This window comes from Acinetobacter sp. UBA6526 (genome assembly GCF_002434875.1).
Classification (GTDB): Bacteria; Pseudomonadota; Gammaproteobacteria; order Pseudomonadales; family Moraxellaceae; genus Acinetobacter; species Acinetobacter venetianus.
The window spans coordinates 1-5,901 of sequence record NZ_DJLC01000051.1; the positions used below are offsets into that span (position 1 = coordinate 1).

Below are 5,901 nucleotides of genomic sequence, written 5' to 3' on the forward strand. Positions count from 1 at the left end.
GGTGGTGCATTAAAGAATATTTACGCCGTGGCGATGGGAATGGGTGCGGCATATAACATTGGTGAAAATACCAAGAGTATGATTTTGACCCGTGCTTTGGCTGAAATGAGTCGTTTTGCGGTTAAGCAAGGTGCTAATCCATTAACTTTCTTGGGCTTGTCAGGTGTTGGTGATTTATTTGCAACCTGTAATAGTCCATTAAGTCGAAATTATCAAATTGGTTTTGCTTTAGGTTCAGGTAAAACATTGGATGACGCAACTAAAGCCTTAGGACAAACTGCTGAGGGGATCAATACAATTGTTCAAGTTCGTGCTAAAGCGGAAGAACTTGATGTGTATATGCCAATTACCAATGCTTTATATGAAGTTATTTTTGAAAATGCGCCACCGATGACGATCGCTTTGTCTCTGATGAAAAATGGCCATCGTAGTGATGTCGAGTTCGTACTACCACATCATGAAGTGTAGGGTAGCTTTTAGGTCTTTCTAGCAAACAAAGATACTGGCACAAATTAAATATCTTTTAATTGGTATTATCCCAATCTTTTAAGTTAAGGTTGGGATAAAAAATAGATCTATTGACTCTTTTTAGAAAGGGCTTGGTAAAGTGATGATAGATTTATCAAATTGTCATCAATCATAGTTAAAATATAGAGATAAGAAATAAGGTATTTTTATGCAACTCACTTTAGTTCGTCACGGTGAAGCTTCTCCAGCTATCGATGGTGATGATATCAAGCGTCCATTAACACCGCGTGGACATCAGCAAGCTGATCAAACAGGACATTTTCTAAAAGATGTCATTCGACCTGAGATTTTTATTGTAAGTCCTTTATTACGTGCTCAAGAAACATTGGCACATATCAAGGCACACTTTGAAGGTATTCCTGTTTTAATCTGCGATAAAATTAAACCTGATGATGATGCTAAAGATGCGATAGAATGGTTGTCAAAACTACCATATGAATCTATTGCAGTTGTATGTCATATGAATGTCGTAGCGCATATTGCAGAACAATTAACACATGAAAGTTTTAATCCATTTGCATTAGCCGAAGCGCGTATTTATGATCAGACTGTGATTGCAAATGGCTTATCGACAGAAAAGAAACGTTTTACGCCAACAATATAAATTTTATCTATCCTAAGCGGATAAAAGGGTAATTAAAACCTATGCTGTATATATGGATGCCCGAAACCAATGGAACATGGTATTGGTCGGCAGGGGAAAATTGGTTCGTCGCTGAAAGTCTTGAACAACTCATTCAAGATTTACAAGAGCATCAAGGGAAAGAGACGGCTGTTTTTTTCCCGAGTCGAAATGCTCAAATCTTGCAACAAACAATGACGAAAGCACATTACAAACAGTTGGGGCAAGAAGGAATAAAATACCTCCTTGAAGAGTTTGTAACTTTACCTATTGATCAAATGAAAGTCGTTCATCATTTTCAAAATGATCAACTTAATATTTTAGGTGTAGCTCAATCATCCATTGAAACTTGGCAGCATGCATTAAGTTTATTACCTATTCAAATTGTTGCTTTTTTACCTGACTTTTTGATGTTACCTGAACCAGAACAGGCCGAAGTTGTGATCGCAAATATTTACGATCATTTGCTTGTTCGAGAAAATCTTTGGTCTGGTAACTCTGTTGATGATTTAGGTCTATTTCTTGAGTTTCAAACACCAGAAACTCAATACAAGTTTGCTAATCTCAATATTCAACAATTAGATAGTTTGGCAACTGCTTCGAGTAAAGATCAGCGCAGTGAGTTTAGTTACCAATTTCAGCAGTTACAACGACCTAGACAGCATCCGTTTAATGTTCTTCCAAAAGCAAAAAATACTGATGTGCAATGGTCTGGCTACTGGAAAACTGCTGCAATCGTTTTTATCGCCGTAATTTTCGTTCAGTTGACTTATGATGGTTTACGCTGGGCTAAGCTCAAAAAGGTGGCGGATCAAACGGCAGCCCAAGCGATTGATCAGTATAAATATTGGTTCGGTGAAAACAGTCGTGTAACTGAACAAAATATAAAAAGTCAGTTTGAAAGCCAGCTCAGAATGAGCCAGTTAGGTGATACGCAAGCATTGTCACTGTTGAGCCGTGTTGGTCCTATTCTAATGCAAAAACAAATCCTTGCTCAACAAGTGAATTACGATGCATCTGAATTGACGATGTCATTGAAAGCCAAATCATCGGATGATTTACAAGCATTAACTCAACAGTTGAATCAACAAGGATTTCAGGCTGAATTAGGTAACGTGCAAGCCGATACAGTAGGTGCAATCGGGGTGGTAAAAGTAAAATAATGAAAGCATTTACAGGAATAAAAAACCTTTTTGATCAAAAGGTTGAAGCAGTCAGTCAGTATTTACAGCGCTTGTCTGTTCGTGAACGTGTTATGGTGGTTTTCACTGCAATATTTTTAACAGTTGTGATTATCGGTTCTGCACTTTGGAAAATGCATTCTTTAGCAGATCAGCAACAGACACGTTTAAATGAACTTAAAGATTTAACGGTTTGGATGCAGAGTAATGCTGCAACGATGAAGCCTGCGAATGATCTTGATCTTACACCAGCAGATAAAATTCAACGGACTGCTCAACAGCAGGGCCTAGCAGTTTCATCACAACAAAGTGGTGAGCAAATCCAAATCGTCGCAGAACATCAAAATTATGCTGTGCTTGCTAATTTTTTAATGCAATTGTCTCAGATGGGATTAAGTATTCAAAAAATGGAAATGGTTTCTAATAATAATCAAATTAAATTATCAGCGACTGTTGAATAATTTAATTTTCAGAAGCCTTTGAAATATATTTAATTGAGGTGTTATTTAGTAATAAATGCACCTTTATTTATTTTAAAAATTAAGTGAATTTTATTTAATAAACATTGTATTTATTTTAAAAAAGGCCAAGAGAATATGCAATTTTAATGGCTTTAGAGCGACTATCGACTGAAAGTTTGCTGTAAATATTGCGTAAATGTGCTTCTATGGTATACCGTGATAAGCCTAATTCATTTGCAATATCTTGATTGTTAAACCCTTGAGTCACAAATTCTAAAATTTCTAACTCTCTTGTAGATAGATTTTCAGGAGAATGTTCAAGCTTAATCGGCTGTCTTAGTCTTGCTGATAAAATGATACGCACTAAAAATGGATCAATAGGAATTCCACCTTGTAAAATCTGCTTGATTGACATTGAAACTTCAACATCATTTCTTTCTTTTAATAAATAACCAGTCGCTCCTGCATGAATTGCAGTTAAGACGGCTTCTTTTGTATCCCATTCAGAGATAACCAATATTAAAGTATTCGAATTCTGTTGTTTCAGGGTTTGAATAAGCTTAGTTCCATTTCCATCAGGTAGGTTTAAATTAACTAAGGCAAAAGCAACTCTGTTTTCTTTAACAATAGAAATAGCGTCTTTAAGGGTATTTGAAATGATCAAATCACTATTTTTATAATTTAATTTAATTAATAAGTTTGTTAACCTATTTTGAAGTTTTTGGTCTTCTTCTGCAATTAACACGGGTTTAGGCAAGATGGTGCTCAAGATATTTTTGTCAAATAAATCTTGCCTTTCCTGTAGTTGCTCAACCATGATTTTATTCTATTGTTATCTGTGTTTAATTATTATAAACATGTGGTGTTTATTTTCTATATCTTTGTTAAATAATTTTGATAATATTGGATCTGAATTTTATTTGTTAGTTTGTTTTAATATGCTTTTTAATAATTGTTTATGTGGTGATAATGAGTTTCTATTTAAATTATTATCAATAAATAGAAACCCATTTATAAATTAAGAACGAGAAGGGTAAATACCTTGCAAACTAATAATGTAATAAAGCACAAGATAAGGGTTTGTGATATCGACAGGAATACTGCCACCTGCAATTGATGTATTTTGTTGAGGTAATGGTATGTTCGCAGGCGAACTTACAGGCTTCATATTCATCAATTGGCTTGGATTTTGAGTAAAAGTATCAAAAATACCGCCTGTAGTTGGATCATTTGCATTTGCCCACACAGCATTTGTTGGATCACTTGTATTTCCTCCACCGTTGCTTGCTTGCAATGTTAAAGAGATTGCAGTTGAAACGGTTTCAGCAGGGACAATGTGATTATGTGCAGGCAAGTTGGCAACAGTTAAGGTCGTACTGCTATGACCAGCACTTTGACCCAATTGATTGGTATTATTGTGCCCCATTGCAAAACGACCACCTAAATTTGGAAGAGCAAAAGTAGTTCGACCATCACCACCATAAGTTGTGCCTAACAAGCTGAACAAAGCTTGGTATTGGGCTATTGATAGTAACTGCCCATTACATGCTGCCCATCCCTGAGGGACAAAAGTATATGGAACAAGAATAATTTCCCCTAAATATGGATCTGCGCTCATAATTTTTACCTATTATTTTCTTGAAAAGTTGTTGATGTTTATGTGCCATTTAATTAAAGGAAATTTGTTTTTGTCTGAATATCCCCAAAACATCGTATTTTTCTTGAAGACCTCTTAATTTTTTATTAATTGATTTACGATGGCTATAGATTGTTTCAACTGTTAAATTTAATTCCTCAGCAATATCTTCACTACAAAGATCTTGGGTCAGTAATTCAATAATTGTACTTTCTCTAGGAGTAAGTAAGTTTAGAAGTTCTAAATAATAAGGTGAAAATTGAATCAGACTAGCACGATGATGGATTTTAAGTTTTTGGTAAATTCTTTCTTGGTGTGTTGTGACTGTGCGATCACTAATACATAGTTTTGCGGCAATTTCTTTAATTCTAAAACCATGAGCTAACATTTAAAAAAATTTCATGTTCTCTATGACTTAATAAGGTGGTGTTGTTCATATTATTCCTTTCTAGAAAAATAGTTATTGTTTGCAGCACGGTTATTAAAAAGTAAATGTCTAAGTTGCACATCATTGAAATTTGTTATTTAAAAAAATTAAATTTATACCAAATTTCAATGATTCATTGTTTTAGAAAATATTCTCTAATTTATGTATTTATACTCACAAAAGTAGGGAATAACATGAACCATATCTTTAAAAAAATTTGGAGCAAAGCTCAAGGGTGCATCATTGTCGTATCAGAAAATGCTAAAGGTGCGGGAAAGACCAATAAGTCGATATCTGTTTCGGAATCATTAGATAATATTAAAAACATCAAAAAATTAAATAATTTCACCTTGACCTTGAAGCCAATCACGATGGCTATAAGTTTAATTTTTACAACAATATATTCGCAACAAACATTTGCTGAACAGGTAATTACTTGTGGTGCTCAAGGGGCAAATACCAATCCGAGTATCGCAACAGCTGGACTAAATAACTCAATTATTTCACAGCAGTATTGGGGAACGCTGTATTGTTTAAACCAGCCATCCGGAACACTCGTTTCTGATAATAAGTTATTAAATGACGATATGAATGTAACGATTAGCACAGACACTTTAAAGGTGGGGACAGGGGGAATTACTTCCAAGGGTGCGCTCGGAAATGATATTGGTAACGGTGAAATCTCTTTTAATAGCAATAAGATTACCAATCTTGCAAATGGTACTTCTACAAATGATGCAGTGAATTATGGGCAGTTAAACTCTCTGGCCGCCGCTTTAGGCGGTGGAGCTGGTTTTACAAATGGTTTTTTTGGTAGTCCCACATATACGATTCAAGGATCTAACTATAACAATGTAGGCAGTGCGTTTAGTGCCGTAAATACTAAATTGACAAGTTTACAGAGCCAAATTGACAGTTTACCTACTGGCGCTGGTGTAGATGGTAAAAGTGCTTATGAAATAGCGCAAGATAATGGGTTTTCAGGCGATGAGACACAATGGTTGGCATCTCTAAAAGGCGATAAGGGAGATAAAGGCGATACTGGA

General features: G+C 35.1%; 8 protein-coding genes. 5 read left to right on the forward strand and 3 right to left on the reverse strand.

From position 1 onward, the window contains the following. The 4 genes from B4237_RS03530 to gspM all read left to right on the forward strand — a co-directional run. Nucleotides 1-468, forward strand: a 468-nt coding sequence (locus B4237_RS03530) for an NAD(P)H-dependent glycerol-3-phosphate dehydrogenase (protein ID WP_349679983.1), incomplete at its 5' end; no start/stop codon positions are given. Between the two features lie 208 nt (nucleotides 469-676). Next, the gene (locus tag B4237_RS03535; RefSeq protein ID WP_278596149.1) at nucleotides 677-1,132 is read left to right on the forward strand and encodes a SixA phosphatase family protein; all 456 of its coding nucleotides are present in this window, start codon (nucleotides 677-679) and stop codon (nucleotides 1,130-1,132) included. A 41-nt stretch (nucleotides 1,133-1,173) separates the two neighbouring features. Further along, nucleotides 1,174-2,313, forward strand: a complete 1,140-nt coding sequence (gene gspL, locus B4237_RS03540) for a type II secretion system protein GspL (protein WP_278596150.1) — start codon at nucleotides 1,174-1,176, stop codon at nucleotides 2,311-2,313. After that, entirely contained in the window at nucleotides 2,313-2,792 is a 480-nt protein-coding gene (gene gspM, locus B4237_RS03545; protein ID WP_136458904.1) for a type II secretion system protein GspM, read from the forward strand. The genes gspL and gspM overlap by 1 nt, the downstream gene beginning before the upstream one ends. 115 nt (nucleotides 2,793-2,907) lie before the next feature. Here the strand turns inward: gspM and B4237_RS03550 are convergent, their stop codons facing one another. The 3 genes from B4237_RS03550 to B4237_RS03560 form a co-directional block, all read right to left on the reverse strand. Beyond that, the gene (locus B4237_RS03550; protein ID WP_278596151.1) at nucleotides 2,908-3,609 is read right to left on the reverse strand and encodes a LuxR C-terminal-related transcriptional regulator; all 702 of its coding nucleotides are present in this window, start codon (nucleotides 3,607-3,609) and stop codon (nucleotides 2,908-2,910) included. A 201-nt stretch (nucleotides 3,610-3,810) separates the two neighbouring features. Next, a complete protein-coding gene (locus B4237_RS03555; RefSeq protein WP_061519063.1) occupies nucleotides 3,811-4,410 on the reverse strand; it encodes a phage tail protein in 600 nt (199 codons plus the stop codon). A 49-nt stretch (nucleotides 4,411-4,459) separates the two neighbouring features. After that, the gene (locus B4237_RS03560) at nucleotides 4,460-4,816 is read right to left on the reverse strand and encodes a helix-turn-helix domain-containing protein (protein WP_004878803.1); all 357 of its coding nucleotides are present in this window, start codon (nucleotides 4,814-4,816) and stop codon (nucleotides 4,460-4,462) included. Nucleotides 4,817-5,049: 233 nt separating this feature from the next. Between B4237_RS03560 and B4237_RS03565 the strand changes: the two genes are divergently transcribed. Further along, nucleotides 5,050-5,901, forward strand: an 852-nt coding sequence (locus tag B4237_RS03565) for an ESPR domain-containing protein (RefSeq protein WP_286941424.1), incomplete at its 3' end; no start/stop codon positions are given.

Excerpts from the sequence above, each read along its gene's own strand:
- B4237_RS03550 (WP_278596151.1), bottom strand. The coding sequence starts at position 3,609 with ATGGTTGAGCAACTACAGGAAAGGCAAGATTTATTTGACAAAAATATC.
- gspL (WP_278596150.1), top strand. The coding sequence starts at position 1,174 with ATGCTGTATATATGGATGCCCGAAACCAATGGAACATGGTATTGGTCG.
- B4237_RS03560 (WP_004878803.1), bottom strand. The coding sequence starts at position 4,816 with ATGTTAGCTCATGGTTTTAGAATTAAAGAAATTGCCGCAAAACTATGT.
- B4237_RS03555 (WP_061519063.1), bottom strand. The coding sequence starts at position 4,410 with ATGAGCGCAGATCCATATTTAGGGGAAATTATTCTTGTTCCATATACT.
- gspM (WP_136458904.1), top strand. The coding sequence starts at position 2,313 with ATGAAAGCATTTACAGGAATAAAAAACCTTTTTGATCAAAAGGTTGAA.
- B4237_RS03535 (WP_278596149.1), top strand. The coding sequence starts at position 677 with ATGCAACTCACTTTAGTTCGTCACGGTGAAGCTTCTCCAGCTATCGAT.